The 17,379-nt window shown below is 50.4% G+C and carries 15 protein-coding genes; 14 read left to right on the top strand and 1 reads right to left on the bottom strand.

Going from position 1 to position 17,379, the window contains the following annotated elements; all coding sequences use genetic code 11:
* Positions 1-65: 65 nt before the first annotated feature.
* Positions 66-2,024 carry a S9 family peptidase gene (locus NV375_RS07090; RefSeq protein WP_258807480.1) on the top strand — a complete coding sequence of 653 codons (1,959 nt, stop codon included), beginning with the start codon at positions 66-68 and terminating at the stop codon, positions 2,022-2,024.
* Here NV375_RS07090 and NV375_RS07085 read toward each other — a convergent pair.
* A complete protein-coding gene (locus tag NV375_RS07085) occupies positions 2,021-3,250 on the bottom strand; it encodes an adenosine deaminase family protein (protein ID WP_258807479.1) in 1,230 nt (409 codons plus the stop codon). The genes NV375_RS07090 and NV375_RS07085 overlap by 4 nt on opposite strands.
* Positions 3,251-3,361: 111 nt before the next feature.
* Here NV375_RS07085 and NV375_RS07080 point away from each other — a divergent pair, with 111 nt between their 5' ends.
* The 13 genes from NV375_RS07080 to NV375_RS07020 all read left to right on the top strand — a co-directional run bounded on the left by NV375_RS07080 (position 3,362) and on the right by NV375_RS07020 (position 17,367).
* The gene (locus NV375_RS07080; RefSeq protein WP_258807478.1) at positions 3,362-3,943 is read left to right on the top strand and encodes a thymidine kinase; all 582 of its coding nucleotides are present in this window, start codon (positions 3,362-3,364) and stop codon (positions 3,941-3,943) included.
* A gap of 79 nt (positions 3,944-4,022) precedes the next feature.
* Positions 4,023-6,350 (top strand): diguanylate cyclase, encoded by a 2,328-nt coding sequence (locus NV375_RS07075; RefSeq protein WP_258807477.1) that lies wholly within the window; start codon positions 4,023-4,025, stop codon positions 6,348-6,350.
* 59 nt (positions 6,351-6,409) lie between these two features.
* Positions 6,410-7,444 carry a dihydroorotase gene (gene pyrC, locus NV375_RS07070; protein ID WP_258807476.1) on the top strand — a complete coding sequence of 345 codons (1,035 nt, stop codon included), beginning with the start codon at positions 6,410-6,412 and terminating at the stop codon, positions 7,442-7,444.
* Positions 7,445-7,572: 128 nt separating this feature from the next.
* A complete protein-coding gene (locus NV375_RS07065) occupies positions 7,573-8,508 on the top strand; it encodes a hypothetical protein (RefSeq protein ID WP_258807475.1) in 936 nt (311 codons plus the stop codon).
* Complete coding sequence (locus NV375_RS07060; protein WP_258807474.1) at positions 8,505-9,128, top strand: hypothetical protein; 624 nt, start codon at positions 8,505-8,507, stop codon at positions 9,126-9,128. The genes NV375_RS07065 and NV375_RS07060 overlap by 4 nt, the downstream gene beginning before the upstream one ends.
* On the top strand, positions 9,125-9,766 hold the full coding sequence (locus tag NV375_RS07055; RefSeq protein WP_258807473.1) for a hypothetical protein: 642 nt from the start codon (positions 9,125-9,127) through the stop codon (positions 9,764-9,766). Before NV375_RS07060 ends, NV375_RS07055 begins: the two co-directional genes overlap by 4 nt.
* The gene (locus NV375_RS07050) at positions 9,753-10,085 is read left to right on the top strand and encodes a hypothetical protein (protein WP_258807472.1); all 333 of its coding nucleotides are present in this window, start codon (positions 9,753-9,755) and stop codon (positions 10,083-10,085) included. Before NV375_RS07055 ends, NV375_RS07050 begins: the two co-directional genes overlap by 14 nt.
* The gene (gene mshL / locus NV375_RS07045) at positions 10,085-11,725 is read left to right on the top strand and encodes a pilus (MSHA type) biogenesis protein MshL (protein WP_258807471.1); all 1,641 of its coding nucleotides are present in this window, start codon (positions 10,085-10,087) and stop codon (positions 11,723-11,725) included. The genes NV375_RS07050 and mshL overlap by 1 nt, the downstream gene beginning before the upstream one ends.
* Positions 11,726-11,741: 16 nt before the next feature.
* On the top strand, positions 11,742-12,659 hold the full coding sequence (locus NV375_RS07040; protein ID WP_258807470.1) for an ExeA family protein: 918 nt from the start codon (positions 11,742-11,744) through the stop codon (positions 12,657-12,659).
* Entirely contained in the window at positions 12,656-13,741 is a 1,086-nt protein-coding gene (locus NV375_RS07035; RefSeq protein ID WP_258807469.1) for a lipopolysaccharide assembly protein LapB, read from the top strand. The genes NV375_RS07040 and NV375_RS07035 overlap by 4 nt, the downstream gene beginning before the upstream one ends.
* A 2-nt stretch (positions 13,742-13,743) precedes the next feature.
* Positions 13,744-15,504: a GspE/PulE family protein gene (locus NV375_RS07030; RefSeq protein WP_258807467.1), complete on the top strand. Its 1,761-nt coding sequence runs from the start codon at positions 13,744-13,746 to the stop codon at positions 15,502-15,504.
* Positions 15,497-16,717, top strand: a complete 1,221-nt coding sequence (locus tag NV375_RS07025) for a type II secretion system F family protein (RefSeq protein WP_258807466.1) — start codon at positions 15,497-15,499, stop codon at positions 16,715-16,717. Before NV375_RS07030 ends, NV375_RS07025 begins: the two co-directional genes overlap by 8 nt.
* A 2-nt stretch (positions 16,718-16,719) precedes the next feature.
* Positions 16,720-17,367 (top strand): prepilin-type N-terminal cleavage/methylation domain-containing protein, encoded by a 648-nt coding sequence (locus NV375_RS07020; protein ID WP_405035607.1) that lies wholly within the window; start codon positions 16,720-16,722, stop codon positions 17,365-17,367.
* Positions 17,368-17,379: the final 12 nt, after the last annotated feature.

Here is a 17,379-nt window from a genome sequence, read left to right as displayed (position 1 = left end):
TAGCAGCGCAAATTTACAAATATGGACTAAACTTTGGCTCTAGAAAAAGGGAGAGGAGCCGACCTATGTTGATCCATAAACTGTCCATAACATTCTTTGTAAGCTTGGTGCTGGTGGCATGCAGTCCAGTTCAGGAGTCTTCTTCTGGTGCTGCGCAACAAGCTGACAAAACCACGCAAGCGCAGCCTGCCGTAGAGAATTACGCTGCAGAAACTTTTTTTGCAACGACAACGTTGTTTGGTTCATCACTGAGCCATGATAATTCCGAGGTGCTGGTGACCAGCGATGCCGATGGCATCTTCAATGTCTATAGTTACCCCATCGATGGTGGCCAACCTGCGCAACTGACCCGTTCAACTACTGACGCCTATGCAGGACTCAGCTGGTTCCCGAACGATAAGCGCTTTCTGTACTCCGCTGATCAAGGCGGTAATGAGCTCAACCATATCTACGTACGAGAGCTCGACGGCAATGTGCAGGACTTAACACCGGGAGAATCTCTAAAAGCGGCGTTTTTAGGCTGGCATGAAGACGACCAATCGTTTTATGTCATGACCAACGAGCGAGATCCTGCCAGCTTTGATATCTATCAGTATCAAGTTGACGATTACAGCCGCACGATGATCTTTCAAAATGACGCTGGCTGGGCCGATATGTTAGTGGCTCCGAATGGGCAATGGCTGGCGCTGGCCAAAGTTAACAGCAATAAAGATACAGACCTGTATTTACAAGACTTGAGCGACGCGAATGCTGAACCTTTGCTGATCACTGATGATACCGCCGCAGTTAATAACAGTATTTTTAGTTTTACGCCTGATAGTAAGCACTTGGTCTACGGTACCAATGCCCACGGTGAGTTCGTTCAGGCGTGGCGCTATGACATTGCCGCAGCAGCGCATCAAGAAGAATACGCAGCTGATTGGGACGTGATGTTTGTTTACTTCTCCGATCAGGGCAGCTACCAAGTGGTAGGCGTCAATGATGACGCCAGTACCGAACTAACGATTCTGAATACCGAAACCGGTGAGCCGATCGCAATGCCTGACTATCCAGCAGGCGACTTAAGGGGCGTTAATTTTTCCAACGATGAATCGGTCGTCGCGTTTTATGTGAATTCGGACACTTCACCGTCTAACTTATACACTTGGCGAATAGGCGCGGAACAACTGGTTCAAGTAACGGATGCACTAAGTCCTAAGATAGATAAAGCAGATCTTGTTTCGAGCCAAGTGGTGCGTTTCGAGAGTTTTGACGGACTTGAGATCCCCAATATTTTGTACCGTCCGCATCAAGCGAGCACTGTGAATAAAGTGCCTGCGGTGATTTTCATTCATGGTGGCCCAGGTGGACAAACGCGTAAAGGCTATAGTCCGATTATTCAGCATTTAGTGAATCATGGCTATGCCATACTGGGCATCAATAACCGTGGCTCCTCAGGTTACGGCAAAACGTTTTATCACTTGGACGACCGGCGGCATGGCGAAGATGATTTGCAGGATGTGGTGTATGCGAAAAAATACCTGCAGAGCTTGCCATGGGTAGATGGCGAGAAGATTGCGGTGATGGGCGGCAGCTATGGTGGCTACTTGACCATGGCGGCGCTGGTCTTTACCGATGAATTCGATGCGGGGATTAACATTTTCGGAGTAACGAATTGGGTACGCACCTTAGAAAGTATCCCGCCATGGTGGGCAAGCTTCCGTCAGTCGTTGTACGACGAGCTGGGTGATCCTGCTGAGCATGCGGAACGCCTACGTCGGATTTCGCCGTTATTCCATGCTGATCAGGTGCAAGCGCCAGTGTTGATCGTGCAAGGCGCTAACGACCCGCGTGTGTTACAGGTCGAAAGCGATGAAATGGTCGCCGCTATTCGGGACAATGGTGTGCCGGTTGAATACGTACTGTTTGATGACGAAGGCCACGGCTTCCGCAGCAAACAGAACCGCATCGAAGCGCAAGAGGCTTACCTTGCGTTTCTTAACCAGTACTTACAAGCACAAAACAGCAGTACGGCGGGCGATTAACGCACGCCGTGTTCTGCTGCGACTTTATCGAAGTACTGCAGCACTTGTTTGGCATAAGCGCGCTTCGCTAAGTAGTCCTGCGGGAAGAAGTTTTTCTTAAAACCGTAGGCGACCATATCTTTAAGGCGCTTGAGCGGAATGTCTGCGGCCTGATTGGCAAGCTCGTATTCGCGTGTAACGGTAGTACGTGAAACCAGGCGGTTATCGGTGCAGATAACCGTGGCTAAACGGTGATCAAACATATGCTTAAAGTTGTGATTGCGAACATCGCCGATGCTTGGATTGGTTTGTAGGTTACTGGTTATGCAGACTTCTATTGCAATGCGGCGATCAGCAATAAAGGATGCTAACTGGCTGGCATAGCCGTCTTTGTCAGTGATGTTAGGGTCTTGGATCATATCAGGCGAAAACAGCGAATAACCGTGGCCTAAACGATCGGCGTAACATTGCGTGAGTGCTTCAAAAATACTTTCTGCGCCATAAGCCTCGCCCGCGTGGACAGTTTTCAGTAAAAAATTCTGATGGGCGTATTCGTAGACTTCTTTGAAGTCGTGTGCAGGATAACCCATTTCTTGTCCGGCAATGTCCAAACCGACGATAGGCAAACCTTCTTCGTCACGTAAACGAATACTGGCGCGAATCATTTCCATCGCCGCAATTTTAATAACCTGTTTGGGTTCGTGATCGCGTAGCGTTTGAAAGAGTTGTGTGTAATAAGGTGAAAAGCCTTTTTTACCGAACATGCGCATGGCGCAATTGATAATACCGTAGTCAAACGGTGGCTTGTCACCGTTCTTGACTGCGTCTTGGCTGTTGTATTCATCTTTTGCACGTTTTAAACCAGCATTGGTCGTGTGCATCACGCGGTCAAAGTCGATGCCGCGGTTTGGGTCCATCATTAACTGTGGGGCGAAACGTACTTCAATGTAGATAACGCCTTCGGCAAGGTTATCCATTGCGAGTTCATAAGCGGCTTGCTCGAGGTTTTCCATATAGCGCAACACAGCACAGGTGTATTGAAAACCGTTGAGGTATTCGCCAAGGTCGTTGTAGCTTTCTTTAAATACCTGGTCGTATAGGCCTTCGACCGTGTAGGAGGGGAGCTCAACACCACTGCGCTGCGCCATTTCGATAAGGCCAGCAGGGCGTAAACTGCCATCAAGGTGCAGGTGTAAATCAGCCTTTGGCATGGCCTTCAGGAATTCATGAGTGTAGCGTTGTGACATTGTGAGTCCTCCAGTTGAATCGCACTATGGTAGCAAAATTTGCCTTTGCATTCAGCGCTCAAACTCAGTATAAACCTCAAGCAGATAGTTAACCCGAGCGAATAAAGATCTATGGCTTCCCTTTATTTTACGTATTCGGCAATGAATGCCGGCAAAAGCACCTCACTACTGCAAGTGGCGCACAATTACGAAGAGCGCGACCAACGTGTCTTGTTGTTGACGCCAGCGATCGATGATCGCGCCGGTAAAGGCATGATCGCCTCGCGTTTAGGTATTGACCGTTCCGCTTTGGCATTCACCAGTGGCACTGATCTCGCAGCGTTGATTGAAGCGAGGCATGGGCAACAGCAAATCGACTGTGTGTTGCTCGACGAGGCGCAGTTCCTGACCGAAACCCAAGTTTGGCAGCTCACTGATGTGGTCGATCGCGTTGATATTCCTGTCATGTGTTATGGTATTCGTACGGATGCTTTTGGCCAAGCTTTTCCTGGCAGCGCGGTATTACTTGCGGTGGCGGATAAGGTGAACGAGATGAAAACCATCTGCTTCTGTGGCCGCAAAGCTACCATGAACCTGCGTATCGATGAAAACGGTGATGCCGTGAAAGTTGGCGAGCAAATTGCGATAGGTGGAAACGATCGTTATATCTCCTGTTGTCGTAAGCATTGGAAGGAAAAACTCGGCCTGCGGTAGACGAATTGTCATGGTTTTTACATAGGGTTTTCCAAGATGTCTGCTACGCTTATATTGAAGTCAAAAATCAGGGGGTTATATGCAACCGTTTCCAGTGCCCAAGAACGAAAAGGCACGTGTGCAGTTGTTGCACGAGTTGGAATTGCTTGATACCGACGCTGACCCGATTTTTGACCGCATCACCTTACTCGTCAAAGAGCTGCTCCGAGCCGACGCCGCGCTTATTACGTTGCTTGATGAAGAGCGCCAATGGTTCAAAGCAAAAGTCGGCTTTAACGAATCAGAAACTCCCCGCAAAGTCTCCTTTTGTACCCACGTTATTGCCGCAGGCGAGACGATGGTTATTGAAGACGCTACGCAAGACAAACGCTTCTGCGATAACCCCTATGTTGTGCAGAAAGAAGGCGTTCGGGCTTATGCTGGCGCACCAATTACGCTTTACGATGAGTTCCACCTAGGTACTTTGTGTGTGATCTCCCATCAACCGCGACAATTTTCAGCGGCCGAACTGCGTTATTTAGAAACCTTTGCTGATTGGGTCGCAGCAACCATCGCTGACCGGTTTGAAATCGATAATTATCGCGCTGAACGCGATGTTTTAGCGCAGGGTCCGGTGTGTGCTGTGGTGTGGCGCATTGAACCAAATGTGCATTTAAGCTATGTCGCCGAAAATGCGGAACGCGTTATCGGCTATGATCGTGATTTCTTACTTCGCGCCGACGTGCATTACGAAGCTATTGTGCATCCAGTGGAACGCGAAGAGTTACTGGCGCGTATGCAACGTCTTATCGACGGCGAAGAAGATGCGCTCGAGATGGACTATCGCGTGGTCCGTGAATTAGAAGGCCGCAAGGTTATTCGGTGGGTTCATCATTTTGCGCGAGCCGATAAGGACAAAGAAGGCAACGTGCTGCGAGTGCGTGGTTATCTGCTCGACGATAGTAAAGGTAAGCAACTTGAGTTGGCGCTCAAAGAGGCTAATCAAAACTTTGATATAGCGCTTACCGCGGGCGAGTATTTTACTTGGTCGTGGATGTTACAGAGCGATGAGCTTGATATCAGCCATCGTTGGCAGGTTTATCTGGGTTACGTAAGCGCCGAGCAAGAAGCATTGGATTGGCGTGAGCTGGTTCATCCCGATGACCTTAAGCAACTGCAAGCTAGAGTTCAAGAGCATATGCGTGGTAGCGCCGATCGTTTCGAAATGCGCTTTCGCATTCGTCACCATGAAGGCCATTATGTTTGGGTTCATAGTATTGGCAAGATCGTTGAATTTGATGAACAACGACGACCGCTGCGCATGACCGGAATTCACCATGACATTTCTGAGCAAGTTGCCAATGAAACCTTTTTACAGCAACAAGCGGAAATTCTTGAACTGGTTTCTCACGTGCAACATGAATTTATGCTGGCGAAAGATTTTAGCGATGTGTGTGACTATGCGTTACCCAAACTGATGAAGATGACACACACGAATGTTGGTTTTGTCGGTGAATTGCCGCCAGACTCCCGTCAGCGAAATTTGGTGTTAGCGCATGGCTTACGCATCGCTGCTGATGCGAAAGACACAGATGCGTTTGGTAAGCTGATTCGGCAGGGGCTTGAAGTCGAGGTCGGCGGGGATGTGGTCAAAAAAGTACTGCTTCGAGGTGAACCTGAATTCTGTCATCAACCGATTTCGGAGTTGGAATTACAGTTTAAGCCGGTAACCTTGCCGCCACTTAAAAATGGCTTGATTCTGCCGTTGTACTTTAAACGGGAAGTGGTTGGCTTAATGATTCTGGCCAATACAAACGACGGCTTTGAACGCCGACTCTTAAGTTTGTTACGTCCCATGCTCGATACGTTAGGCACTTTAATGCATATGCGGCGTATGGACGAGGAGCGTTTAGCTGCGATTACCGAACTACGTCGCTTAGCGACCACCGACGAACTCACTGGGGTCGCTAATCGTCGCGTGTTCTGGGAAGCAATGGAACAGCGCTTTGATGAGTTCATGCGTTATAACGCGCCGATGACGGTTGCAATTATCGATCTTGATTACTTCAAAAAGGTTAATGATACCTATGGTCATGCCGCAGGCGACGAAGTTCTCCGCGAATTTTGTTGCCGTAGCAAAGAGCAATTACGCGATATCGACTTGCTTGGCCGACTTGGGGGTGAAGAGTTCGCTATTTTACTACCCTATACCAATGAAGCCGATGCGGTCTTGGCGGTCGAGCGGATACGCGAGTCGATCGCAGCAACCGCATTCCAGTACGACGATAAACAACTCAAAGTGACGATGAGCGCTGGCGTGACCGAACTGAGGAGCTCGGACAAAAAAATAGACGACTGGATGGCTCGTGCAGATGAAGCACTTTATCGCGCTAAAGAAAAAGGCCGCAATCAAACCGTTACGGGCTGATGTTGGTGCGTTATAATAGCGCAACTTTTGATGAGTTGAGCACCAATAAAGAGGTTCCCATGCAGCAGATTACCCTTCCGCGCCCTGATGACTGGCATTTACATTTACGCGACGAAGAACTCCTAGCAACCACGGTGCCAGCTACGGCAAAGGTGTTTGCGCGAGCGGTGATCATGCCTAATTTGGTGCCACCGGTAACCACTGTCGAGCAAGCAATGGCGTACCGTGAACGGATTCTCGCACAGCGGCCCGAAGCCTCAGCGTTTCGCCCGTTAATGGCGTTATATCTAACACAGCAGACTTCGGTTGCGACCGTGCGCGCAGCGGCAGAAAACTCAGAAGTGATTGGCTTTAAACTGTATCCATCCGGGGCGACAACAAATTCAGCGGCTGGGGTGACGGATATCGAAGCGCTCGACGAGGTATTCGCAGCGATGGCAGAGTTACAAGTTCCGCTGCTTGTGCACGGCGAGGTTACCGCTGCAGAAATCGATATTTTTGACCGCGAAAAAGTGTTCATTGATACCAAATTACGCCCGTTACTGGCGCGTCATCCACAGCTAAAATTGGTGCTAGAACATATTACGACCAGTGATGCTGTTGACTTTGTGCTGGAGCAGGGGCCAAACGTGGCAGCCACTATTACCCCGCAGCACTTGTTGATGAACCGCAACGACTTGTTGGTGGGTGGCATTCGACCACATAATTATTGCCTACCGATTTTAAAACGCCGTGAGCACCAAGAAGCACTGCAGCAAGCGGCGGTGTCGGGCAGTCCTAAATTTTTCTTAGGTACTGACTCTGCGCCGCACGGCCAGTCGAAGAAGGAAGCCGCATGTGGTTGCGCCGGTTGTTACTCGGCTCCAGCGGCGTTACAACTTTATGCCGAGTTTTTCGAGCGTATGAATGCGCTCGACAAGTTGGCGGATTTTGCCAGCCATTTCGGTGCTGATTTCTATGGTTTTCCGCGAGCGACGGAACAGGTCACCTTGATTCGCAGTGAGTGGCAAGTTCCAGCGACTGTTGCTACAGCGATTGGCCCAATGGTGCCGTATTGGGCAAATGAAAAGCTGCAATGGCAACTCGCTGAATAGAGAACAAAAAAACAACAAAGCACTGTGAGGTCTTGCAGTGCTTGTTTTTCACGCAAAAGGTGTCAAACTTGCGTTAAGAAGCCTCGTCCGGCCTCTAATAAAAATTATAAAGTAGCAGGGACAGAAATTTGCTGAATCTATTTCGTGCGCGGAACAATTCGAACTACTGTGTCACCTTCGCCTTGCGCAAGGCGTCGCTGCATATGGTGGTGCTTGAAGGACGTGATAACGATAAGCCCAGCCTCGTGGTGTGTGACGACGTCACCGTCACCGACGGTGATTACACAACAGCTCTTCGTAAACTCGCCCATAGCTATGCCAAATACTGTCGTCATAACCCTCCCGTTGGTTTGGTTTTAGGCATAGACTTTTATCAGAGTGTCTCATTAGATCGGCCTGACCTCGAACCAGCTGAGCTCGCTGCAAGTTTGCGTTACAGTCTGCGTGACCTAGTAAGCTATGAACCGGACGACTGTATTGCCGATTATTATGAATTGCCGATTAAAAAGGCTGGGCAAAATAAAATTAATGCCATCGCCGCTAGCAAAACTGAATTAGCTCCGTTAATCCAAACCCTTCACGAAATTTCCGACAACGTTGTCGCGGTTCTCAGCGAAGAGCAAGCGATAGCGGAAATGTTTACTGCGAGTGAAGAGCCAACGGTGGTGGCTTACCAGCAGGCCGAACAAGCAGCATTGCTGCAAGTCTATCGCGGCGGTGAGTTACAAGTTAACCGTGCGGTGCGTGCGCTCGAGCAATTACATACCCTGACGTTGGACGAAGTGAGGATGGGTGGATTACAGCCGCTAAGCGTTGAAGTTCAGCGTTCCGGTGATTATTTTGAACGGCAACTACGGCAAAGTCCGATTCGCCAAGTCACCTTAGCTTTGACGTTACCTAAGCAAGATGAGGTGCTCGCCAGTTTGCACGAAGACCTTGGCTTACCAGTGGCTTGGGCGAGCTACCCGGCTTGGGCGCAAGAGCTAGCTGTCGGCGATTATAGCGACTTTGCGGCATTGGGTGGTGCGGTAGCAACTCTCAAGTTATGGGAGGGCAAACGATGAAGCACTACGCCAACCTCTATGTGGACGAGTTAAAGCCAAGCAGTGAATGGTTAACCTTAAATCGTTTTGCGGCCTATACCGGCGCGTTAGTCGTCGTCTTTGTCGTCACCTTTATTGTTTTGTTTTTGCTGGCGCGGTACCAGCATGCCAATTATGTGGAGAGCTATGCCCGCGCAAGTGAGTTAAGTACTGAGTTACAAACGAAACAGGCGCAACTCGAAGCCGCCATGAAGAACTCGACACTTAGCGCCGAAATTAATGACGTTCAGCAACAGCTCACACTTCGCCAGCGCTTACTGGCACAAATGCAGAACATAACCGGGCGCAATCAAGTGAGCTTTTCGCAACTGTTGCAAGATCTTGCGGCGGCAGACGATCAAGTGATTTGGTTACAGCGTATTATGCTGACGAATGATGCGTTGACGCTACAAGGGCGAACGTTGCAACCGCAAACGTTACCGACATGGCTGGCCGAGTTTAGCTCCTACCCAGCGCTGAAAGAACGTCCTTTCGGCGTTTTTGAGATTCGCGACGAAGGTGAACTTGGGCTGCAGTTTACCGTTGGTCATCTTGATCATGCCCGGAACGTGAGCGCATCAGCTGGGAGGTCACAGCCATGAGTGCTTGGCAAGATTTGCAGATTAAGTTTAACAACCTGCCACAGCAACGCCGTCGATTTTGGTTTGGGCTTGCACTGGTGTTTGTTGCCTATCTTGGCCTTTATGTCTTCCTGTTGCCGCAGTGGCAAGCCTATAAAACAGAGCAAGCCAAACTCGAGCAGCAACTTAACACGAATCGTTTGACCGCAACCCAAATCGAGGCGATTGAGGTACGTTTGGCCGGCGACCCACAAGCACCGCTAAAGAATAAACTGGCTGAACTGCAAACCCAACTGAACGAAGTGAATACACGTCTGCAGTCCGAAACCAATTACGTTAGCGCCGCTGATAACCGTCAATTGCTGAAGGCATTGCTTAGTCACGCGAGCGGGCTTGAAGTGCAAAGTGCGCAAGCGTTGCCAGCCGAACGTGTGTATGGCGACGGTGAAGCGACTGCGGGAGCAATTTACAAGCATCGCTTGCAACTGGTATTGCGTGGCAGCTACCAGCAAACCTTTGACTACTTTGAAAAGCTTGAACAGTTGCCTTGGTCGTTTTACTGGCAGCATCTCGATTATCGAGTGGATGAGCACCCGCAGGCAGTGATAACGCTGGAAATTTATACGTTAAGTCTGGAGCGTGACTATGTTGCGAGTTAGTTTGCTAGTAGCGCTGAGCTTTATCGCCGATATCGCGTTTGCACAACAGTTGAATGATCCGACTGCGCCACCGCAGCGAGTACAGGCAACCACGACCACCGAGCCGGTGACACAGTTACGCTTACAAGCCGTTCAGCAACGTACCGATGGCGCTGTTGCCTTTATTAATGGACAACGCGTTCGTGAGGGCGATGTCTTAGCACCGTATATCATAACTAAAATTACAATGAACCACGTTGATGTTCGCCATCAACAAACCGGCGCCGAAATTAGCCTTGCAATGTACAGTAAGGCGCTGGGTTCAGGGGGACAGGACTAATGCGGATAGCCATTCTTTTAGCCACCACCATGCTGGTTGCAGCATGTGCGCATCAACCGGAGCGCTCACCAGAAGAAGCGCAGCAAGCGCTGAACCAAGGTGAGCAAATTAAGCCTAGTGAACGGCCGCCGTTGCCGGAGTCTGTGCGTGCGTCATTGCGGCCAAGTGTTTTAGAAACACAGCAAGCCAGTGAGCAACTCCTTGCTGAGCCCAGATTTTCAGTTAATGCGAACGCCATTCCAGCGCAAGAGTTTTTTGCCGGTTTGGCCGCTGATTCGCCTTATAACATCGCCGTGCACCCCGGAGTTACGGGTGACATCACTGTGAGTTTGAAAGAAGTCACCCTTAGTGAAACCCTTGAAGTGGTTGGTGACATTTACGGTTATGACATTCGCAAAGAAAACCGCATGATTCGCATTTTCCCTGCAGGGCTTCGTACAGAAACCTTTGCTTTAGATTATCTAGCGTTACAGCGAATGGGATTGTCGCAGACAAGTGTAAGTTCTGGCGGCGTCAAAGAAAACGATCGTGAAAATAGCATGTACGGTGGTTCGAATAATTACAACAATGCGCTGTTAGGCAACCAAGGTGGTGTGCCGGGGCGGAGTAACTTAGGCCAACAAAACGGTCTCAATGGTATGCAAACCAACGGCTCGTCGATCTCAACGCAGTCTGAAACGAACTTGTGGGGTGACTTAAAAGACATCATGCAAGGCATCGTTGGCGAAGGCGATGGCCGACGGGTTGTGGTGTCGCCACAAGCTGGCCTGATCACGATTACTGCACTGCCAAGCGAACTTCGCGCTGCGCGTGACTTTTTACGATCGGCGGAAGAGCGTTTGCAACGGCAGGTCATCCTTGAGGCGCGGATTGTCGAAGTTGCGCTGAATGACAATTATCAACAAGGTATCAATTGGAGTGACTTGTTTAGCTTAGGCAACGCAAGTGGCAGTATTGGTTTTGGCGGTGGTGCCGTTGAGAGTAGCAATGGCGTCTTTGGTATGTCACTGAATGTCGGCGACTTTAGTGGCGTGCTTAACCTGCTGCAAGATCAAGGTAATGTGCAAGTTCTGTCGAACCCGCGGGTGAGTGCGGCCAACAACCAAAAGGCCGTCATCAAGATTGGTGAAGATGAGTATTTTGTTACTGATGTGTCGACGACCACCGTAACTGGTACCGCAACCACGTCGACGCCAAATATCGAGCTCACGCCGTTCTTCTCAGGTATTTCGTTAGATATCACGCCGCAAATCAGCGATAACGGCGAAGTGATTTTGCATGTGCACCCGTCGGTGGTCGAAACTACCGAGCAGAATAAGACGGTGACCCTGAACGAAGAGTCGTTTGTCCTACCGCTAGCGCAGAGTAACATTCGCGAGAGTGATACCATCGTACGCGCGCGCAATGGTGAGATTGTGGTACTCGGTGGCTTAATGCAAACCAGCTACAGCGACAATGAGAGTAAAGCCCCGTTTTTGGGAGATATACCTGTTGTCGGCAACTTATTTAAGAACAAACGTCGCACCGAACAGAAAAAAGAGTTGGTTATTCTCATTCGACCTGTTGTTGTGGGTGTCGACACCTGGCAACAAGAACTTGAGCGCTCCAGTGAGTTGCTGAAGCAATGGTATAACGACTAAGGTCTACGGGACGGGCATGTATCAAGCGCACTTTGGTCTCATAGAGCTTCCTTTTACGCTGACGCCGAATACCAGTTTCTACTGTGATTTGGAGAGCCATAAGGCAGCTTTTGAGGTGCTGGTGACCGCACTAGAGGCCGGCGAAGGTTTTATCAAAGTCGTCGGCGAAGTGGGAACCGGCAAAACCTTGTTGTGCCGTAAATTGCTCAATGAATTACCGGAAAAATACGTTACCGCTTATATTCCCAACCCGTATCTAACGCCGAGTGAAATGCGTGCGCATGTGGCTCGTGAGTTGCAGGTCGATGCGCCATCAGAGCAAAGTGAGCAGTTACTGACCCAAGCGATTCAAGAGCGTTTAGTCGAGATCAGCCGTGATGGCAAAATGGCGGTTATTATTGTGGACGAGGCGCAAGCATTACCGACCGAAACGCTGGAAGCTTTGCGGTTAATTTCGAATCTCGAAACTGAGTCACGTAAGCTCTTGCATATTGTGCTTTTTGGCCAGCCTGAACTTGATGAGCGCTTGGCCACCCGTGAGCATCGTCAGTTGCGTCAGCGTATTACTTTTAGTTATCAGTTACAGGCGATGACGTTGCCTGAAGTTGCACGTTATATTTCGCATCGATTACACGTGGCTGGCTACCAAGGTGCGCGCTTGTTCCCCGCTCGCGTAGTGGGCATGCTGCACCGGGCGAGTCGCGGTATTCCGCGCTTGGTCAATATTCTGTGTCATAAAGTTCTTTTATTGTGCTATGGCGAGGGCGTGTATCAAGTTCATCCGCGGCATGTGCGTTTTGCCGTAGCGGACACTGAAGATGTTAGCTTACCGACATTCCAGCGTTGGTGGTGGAGTCTCGCCGGTATCGCTGGCGTAGCAGTGTTGTTGTGGTTATCGTGGCAACAAGGTTGGTTCACGGAGTATTTGTCATGAGTGTCATTAACCGCATGTTACGAGACCTTGATAAACGTCAGCAGCAGGACCGCCAAACGGTTTCCACTCCGGCTGCCGCCGCGCCAAAGCCGTTTCCTTGGGGCTGGGTGCTGGGTGCCATCGTTATCATTGCCATTGCGGTCACCGCGGTAATGGTCATCTGGCAAACGACAACGTCGCAACCAGAGCCCGTGGAAGTAACTACTACGACTGCTCCGAGTAATGAGCCGGCGACAACGTCGACGCCAGCAACGTCGAAAGCAACACAGCCGCAGCAAGAACCTGCTGCTATAGTTACCGAACCAACCGCGGCTGCCGTACCTGTTGCCGCAGCAACACAGCCACAACAGCGGTTACAGCCGGAACCGATTGCGCAAACATCAGCGAGCGACAACGAAAGCCAAGTCGCACAGACTGCGCAAGAACAGGTCGTTGCGACACCAGAGCAGCCGCCAGTCGCAGACGAAAAACCGCAGGGAACCATGCAGGTCGAGCGCGTTGAATTGAGTGCCGAGGAGCTTGCGGAAGTGAAGCTTAAGCAAGCGCGTGAAGCCATGCAAAAAGGTGAACGGCAACGCGCTGGTAGCCTCTTTGAACAAGTCATAGCGTTAGCACCCGAGCACGTTGCGGCGCGCAGTGAGCTTGCGGCCTATTGGTATGGCCGTGGGCAAATTTCTTCGGCACTTGCTGTGCTCGAGCAAGGTTTAGAATTGCAACCGCAGCAAAGTCGCTGGCAACTGTTGTATGCCAAAATTTTACTTGAGGGTGGGGCTTATCAACGCGTCGTTGATGCGCTTAGGCAAATCAACCCTAACGCCGCCGAGGCGGCGGACTTGTATCAATTACGCGCTGCCGCAGCGAACGAAGTAGGCCGTTACGCCAGTGCGGCTGCAGATTATGTCGTACTCGCTGAACGCACAGGCGAAGGACGCTGGTGGTTAGCTGCCGCAGTGGCTTTTGAAGATGCCCAGCAGCCAGATGCAGCGATGCGTTCCTACCAACAGGCGCTGGCAACCGATACGTTAAACGCTGACGCGCGCAACTATGCGCAGCAACGCTTAAATACTTTGGGAGACCGATAACGATGCGGCCGCGACTTAAAATGCGCCTCGGTGACCTTCTGGTCCAAGAGCAGATCATTAGTGAAAATCAGTTGCAGCAGGCGCTCGAAGATCAGCGCCAGAACGGCCGTAAATTGGGTGTCACCCTAGTTGACTTAGGCTTTATCTCGGAACAGGAACTGCTCGAGTTCCTGGCTCGACAGCTGAATATTCCTTTCATTGAGTTAGGTGAGCGAAAGATAGCGGACCAGGTGGTTAACTTGCTGCCTGAGATTCAGGCTCGCCGCCATCGAGCACTTGTTGTCGAAGCCGATGACAAAGAAGCCTTGGTCGCCATGAGTGATCCAGCGGACCTGACGGCTGTTGATGCGATTAGCCAGTACCTGCAGCCGCGCGAGATCAAGCTTGCCGTAGCCCCCGATCATCAATTACTTGAGTCGTTTGATAACCTTTATCGACGCACCAAAGATATTGCCCAGTTTGCCAGTCAGTTGCAGACCGAGTATGAGCGTGATGAGGCGGTCGATATTGCCGCGCTTTCGCTCGAAGACGATACCGACGATGCCACGGTCGCCAAACTATTGCAGTCAATTTTTGCGGACGCCGTGCAAGTACGTGCCTCGGATATTCATATTGAACCAGATGACCGCGCGTTGCGCATTCGTATGCGGGTGGATGGCGTTTTACAAGAAAACGTATTGAATGAAACGACCATTGCCAGCGCACTTGTTCTACGTTTGAAGCTGATGGCGGGTCTCGATATTTCTGAAAAACGGATGCCGCAAGATGGCCGTTTTCATATTAAAGTTCGCGATCATGCTGTTGATGTGCGCATGTCGACGATGCCAGTGCAATATGGTGAGTCATGCGTCATGCGTTTACTTGACCAGTCGGCTGGTATTCTAGAGCTCGAGCAAACGGGGCTCCCTGAGCACTTGCTTAAGCGCGTCAAAGATTTGATTCACAAGCCTTACGGGATGCTGATCGTAACCGGTCCGACAGGTTCGGGTAAAACGACAACCCTGTATGGCGTGTTGAATGAGTTGAATAAAGCTGAGAAGAAGATTATTACCGTTGAAGATCCAGTGGAATACCGCTTACCACGGATTTCTCAAGTACAAGTGAATAGTCGAATCGGACTGAGCTTTTCGCGTGTATTGCGCACCACCTTACGGCAAGATCCGGATATCATCATGGTGGGTGAGATGCGCGATGGCGAAACCGTTGAAATCGGCCTGCGTGGTGCCATCACCGGCCACTTGGTGCTGACCACGTTACACACCAATGATTCGATTACCAGTGCTTTGCGCTTAATTGATATGGGCGCCGCGCCTTATTTGGTGGGCGCGGCAGTGCGTGGCGTGCTGGCACAACGCTTGATTCGAAAAGTGTGTGATAGTTGCAAAACGGCTGCGATGATTGAACCCTCTGATCTTGCATTGCTGCGCCGCATGGCGCCGGACTTACCGAAAGACGGTAGCGGCTTCGTTAAAGGTAAGGGCTGTCGTAACTGTAACCATACTGGCTACAAAGGTCGTATCGGTGTGTTCGAACTGTTAGAACTCAATGAAGACATGGTCAATGCCTTGCGTGACGCCAACATGCGTGAGTTTGCCGGTGCCGCTCGTGCAGCACCGAATTTTAGACCGTTGGCACTCTCTGCGCTTGACTATGCGCGGCAAGGCATTACCAGTGTTGATGAAGTTTTATTCTTGGCCGAGACCGTTGAGGAAGAAGAGCTCAAGGGCACCTTGACCGAGCTTGCGGAGCATAGCGATGGCTGAGTTTGATTATCGCGGTCGGGATGCTGCCGGCGAACTCGTAACTGGCGCACTCGAGGCGACTTCAGAGCGTGCCGCAGCGGATACGCTGATTCGCCGTGGGGTGACACCTTTGGCGATTCAACTACGTAGTGAAGAGCAAGAAAAAAGTGCGGGTTGGCGTTTATTTGACGAAAAAATCACGCTCGATGACCTGATTGTCTTTACCCGACAAATGTACTCGTTGACCAAGGCAGGTATTCCGCTACTTCGTGCGATCGAGGGCTTGGCTGAAAATAGCCCGAAACGACGCATGCGGACGGTGTTAGCTGACGTTGTCGATCAACTCGAACGTGGCCGTGAATTATCGGTAGCTTTGGGAGCGCATCCCCACGTTTTTCCACGTTTACTTGTAGCGGTCGTCCACGTAGGTGAAAACACGGGACAATTAGAAGAAGCGTTTGAGCAGCTCTCGGATTATTTGGCGAAGGAGCAAGATACTCGCAAACAGGTGAAGTCAGCATTGCGCTACCCGATGTTTATTGTATCGGCCTTGGTTATCGCAATGTTTATTTTGAACATTTGGGTTATTCCGACGTTTGCGCGAATGTTCGAGCAATTTAATGCGGAATTGCCGTTACCGACCCGTATTTTAATCGGTGTGTCGGACTTTTTTGTGACCTGGTGGCCATTAATGATCATCGCCATTGTTGCATCACTGTTTGGCATTAAACGGTTTAAGGAAAGTGAAACCGGACGGATACGTTGGGATCGCTGGAAAACCCGCATCCCGATTTTTGGTGATATCGTATTGCGAAGCCTGTTATCAAGGTTTTCTCGAAGTTTCGCAGTAATGCTGAGGGCCGGTGTACCATTGACGCAATCATTGCATTTGGTTGCTGATGCGGTAGACAATTATTGGATGCATGACCGCATTGAAGATATGCGCCGCACCATTGAAAAAGGTGAAGGCCTGACGCGCGCAGCGCAGGGGACGCAGTTGTTCACGCCGTTGGTCATGCAAATGATTAGCGTGGGTGAAGAAACCGGCCGCGTGGACGAATTATTAAATGAGGTTGCCGACTACTACGAGCGCGAAGTCGACTATGATTTGAAAAGTTTAACAGCACGTATTGAGCCGATATTGCTGGTACTCGTGGCAATCATGGTGGCCATCATGGCGCTAGGTATATTTACCCCGATGTGGGACATGATGGATGCGTACAAAGGGCGGTAACCATGTTTTATAAGCAACAACCAACGACAGAACATTGTGAAGAGGACGTAACTATGAACGCCGAGCAAGCAACGCGTCAACGCGGCTTCACGCTGATTGAATTGATCATCGTGATTGTAATTTTGGGACTCCTTGCAGCTTCGGCACTGCCACGCTTCACGAGCGTCAGTGCTGATGCCGAAGATGCAGCACTTGAAGGCGTTGCGGGTGGTTTTGCCAGTGCCGTAAGCTTAGTGCGCGCCGAATGGGAGTTACGTGGCCGCCCGAAAGGGAATGCCGAAGGAGCTGGCGCAGTGATCGTGATGGATGGTGTTCCCGTAAATGTCGACGGTAATACAGGTTATCCGGTAAGTGGTAATAGCAACGCTGAAGCCCACGACCAAAGCATGACCAGCGAAGACTGCCGGACATTGATGCAGGCGATTTTGCAAGGCGCACCAACAGCCACAGCAAACTATGCGTTGTTGGGCGAAAATCGTTATTATGTGGCGCGTGAGAATAACGGCACCAACGACATTTGCGTGTACTTTTTAGCAAACACCATCAAGAATTTGACCAGCGCGCCATCAGGTAACGACTACTTGAGTGTTGGGAACGTATTTGTCTACAACCCACGCACTGGTGGGGTAAGCATTTTTAGCAATAACTAAAATTTTAGGGAT

The organism is Pseudidiomarina sp. CB1 (genome assembly GCF_024752025.1).
Classification (GTDB): Bacteria; Pseudomonadota; Gammaproteobacteria; order Enterobacterales; family Alteromonadaceae; genus Pseudidiomarina.
This window is presented reverse-complemented; position numbering and strand designations above follow the sequence as displayed.

What these genes read in the sequence shown, in the direction of transcription:
- NV375_RS07090 (WP_258807480.1), top strand. Translation starts at nt 66, where the DNA reads ATGTTGATCCATAAACTGTCCATAACATTCTTTGTAAGCTTGGTGCTG.
- NV375_RS07085 (WP_258807479.1), bottom strand. Translation starts at nt 3,250, where the DNA reads ATGTCACAACGCTACACTCATGAATTCCTGAAGGCCATGCCAAAGGCT.
- NV375_RS07080 (WP_258807478.1), top strand. Translation starts at nt 3,362, where the DNA reads ATGGCTTCCCTTTATTTTACGTATTCGGCAATGAATGCCGGCAAAAGC.
- NV375_RS07075 (WP_258807477.1), top strand. Translation starts at nt 4,023, where the DNA reads ATGCAACCGTTTCCAGTGCCCAAGAACGAAAAGGCACGTGTGCAGTTG.
- pyrC (WP_258807476.1), top strand. Translation starts at nt 6,410, where the DNA reads ATGCAGCAGATTACCCTTCCGCGCCCTGATGACTGGCATTTACATTTA.
- NV375_RS07060 (WP_258807474.1), top strand. Translation starts at nt 8,505, where the DNA reads ATGAAGCACTACGCCAACCTCTATGTGGACGAGTTAAAGCCAAGCAGT.
- NV375_RS07055 (WP_258807473.1), top strand. Translation starts at nt 9,125, where the DNA reads ATGAGTGCTTGGCAAGATTTGCAGATTAAGTTTAACAACCTGCCACAG.
- NV375_RS07050 (WP_258807472.1), top strand. Translation starts at nt 9,753, where the DNA reads ATGTTGCGAGTTAGTTTGCTAGTAGCGCTGAGCTTTATCGCCGATATC.
- mshL (WP_258807471.1), top strand. Translation starts at nt 10,085, where the DNA reads ATGCGGATAGCCATTCTTTTAGCCACCACCATGCTGGTTGCAGCATGT.
- NV375_RS07040 (WP_258807470.1), top strand. Translation starts at nt 11,742, where the DNA reads ATGTATCAAGCGCACTTTGGTCTCATAGAGCTTCCTTTTACGCTGACG.
- NV375_RS07035 (WP_258807469.1), top strand. Translation starts at nt 12,656, where the DNA reads ATGAGTGTCATTAACCGCATGTTACGAGACCTTGATAAACGTCAGCAG.
- NV375_RS07030 (WP_258807467.1), top strand. Translation starts at nt 13,744, where the DNA reads ATGCGGCCGCGACTTAAAATGCGCCTCGGTGACCTTCTGGTCCAAGAG.
- NV375_RS07025 (WP_258807466.1), top strand. Translation starts at nt 15,497, where the DNA reads ATGGCTGAGTTTGATTATCGCGGTCGGGATGCTGCCGGCGAACTCGTA.
- NV375_RS07020 (WP_405035607.1), top strand. Translation starts at nt 16,720, where the DNA reads ATGTTTTATAAGCAACAACCAACGACAGAACATTGTGAAGAGGACGTA.